The sequence below is a fragment of the Actinomycetospora sp. genome (genome assembly GCF_055612215.1).
Genome location: NZ_JBVPVA010000114.1, coordinates 1 through 1,695, shown reverse-complemented (window position 1 = coordinate 1,695; position 1,695 = coordinate 1). Strand labels below are relative to the sequence as shown.

The following is a 1,695-nucleotide window of genomic DNA, read 5'->3' as shown; positions in this document are numbered from 1 at the left end:
GGGGGCCCCGGCCCGCGCTGGGGTGCGCGGTCGGTGCCCGAGCCGGCCGGCTACGAGGCGATGGTCGCCGACGCCCTGCGCCGGATGTCGCTCGGCGAGCTGGAGAAGGTCGTGCTCGCCCGCGTCCTCGACCTCGAGGCGGACGCCCCCATCGACCAGGCCGCGATGCTCACCGGCCTCGCCGCGCGCGACCCGTCCGGCTACGTCTTCGCCGTGGACCTCCCGGCCGCCGACGGCGGGCCGCCGCGCACGCTGCTCGGTGCGAGCCCCGAGCTGCTGATCTCCCGCCGCGACGGCGAGGTGATCGCGAACCCGCTCGCCGGCTCGGCCCCGCGGCGCAGCGACCCGGCCGACGACGAGGCCACGGGCGAGGCCCTGCTCGCGTCGGCGAAGGACCGCCACGAGCACGCGCTGGTCGTCACCGACGTCTCCGCGGCGCTGGGCGGGGTCTGCGACGACCTCGACGTCCCCGCCGAGCCCTCGCTCATCCGCACCGATGCCATGTGGCACCTCTCGACGCGGATCCGGGGCCGCTCCCGGCTCTCGGCCCTGGAGCTCGCCCGGGCGCTGCACCCCACGCCCGCCGTCAACGGCGTGCCCCGCGCCGCGGCCGCACGCGCGATCACCGAGCTCGAGCCCTTCGACCGGTCCTTCTACACCGGGATGGTCGGCTGGACCGACGCGTCCGGCGACGGCGAGTGGGTCGTCGCCCTGCGGTGCGGCGAGGTGTGCGGCCCGTCCGCCCGGATCTACGCGGGCGCCGGGCTGGTGCCCGCGTCGGTGCCGTCCGCCGAACTGGCGGAGACGACGGCGAAGCTGGAGACGATGCTCGCGTCGATGTGACGCCTCACGCGCGCACGACGACCAGCCAGACCAGGACGCGGTGCGCCCGGAACGGCAGGACCTCGGCATGCGTCCCGTCGCAGGCGACCGCGATCCGGTCCGCCTCGGTCGCGAGCAGCCGCCCGGTCAGGCCGGCCGGCAGGAAGAGCAGCACGCGGTCGGCGTGGCTGCGCGGGCTCGTCCAGATCAGTGCCGGGATCCGGCCGGCGTTGCTGTGGACCCGGGCCCGTACGAAGGCGGTGCGCAGGCGGTGCTGGAGCACGATCGCCCGGAGCCGCCGCCACACGAACCGGCGGACCGGGGGAACGGCGAGTGGCAGGAGCAGGAGGGCGGTGAGGCCGACTTTGATCGGGGTCGTGAGGCCGGCGATGGCGGGTGCTGCGAAGTAGGCGGCGACGACTAGTGCGATCTCGTAGCGCCAGCGGTAGACGACGAGCAGCGGGTTCGGGCGTCGGACGGGTCGGATCGCCCGGTCGATCGCACCGAGCAGGTCCTCGGGGTCGTCGAGGCTCATCGGTCCTCCTCCTGGTCGGGAGGGAGGGCGACGCGGCGGTCGAGGCGCTCGGCGACGACGCGGACCGGGCCTTCGGCGTGCGGTGCTCGTTCGACGGCGCTCGCGGTGGGCGTGGTCGTGCGGCGGGTGTCGACGACGCCGCGGCCGGCGCAGGACACGCAGGCGTCGATGCCGAGGAAGCCGGCGCCGCGGCAGGCGGCGCACTCGTGGAGGAAGTCGAAACGGGGGTCGCGGTAGCGGCGACCGGTCCCGCTGTTGATCGGTTCCACGCTCCAGCCGCGGGCGTGGGCGCGGAGGTCCTCGGCGAGGAACAGATCATCGGCGAGGCGTCGGCGTAG

Annotated in this window: 3 protein-coding genes; 1 reads left to right on the top strand and 2 read right to left on the bottom strand. The window is 75.6% G+C overall.

Annotated features, from left to right (window positions below; all coding sequences use genetic code 11):
• Positions 1-843, top strand: an 843-nt coding sequence (locus AC0CYZ_RS02960; RefSeq protein WP_472212194.1) for an isochorismate synthase, incomplete at its 5' end; no start/stop codon positions are given.
• Positions 844-847: 4 nt separating this feature from the next.
• Here the strand turns inward: AC0CYZ_RS02960 and AC0CYZ_RS02955 are convergent.
• Positions 848-1,357, bottom strand: a complete 510-nt coding sequence (locus AC0CYZ_RS02955; protein WP_472212192.1) for a hypothetical protein — start codon at positions 1,355-1,357, stop codon at positions 848-850.
• Positions 1,354-1,695: hypothetical protein (locus AC0CYZ_RS02950; RefSeq protein WP_472212190.1), on the bottom strand; the 342-nt coding region annotated here is incomplete at its 5' end. The genes AC0CYZ_RS02950 and AC0CYZ_RS02955, both read right to left, overlap by 4 nt.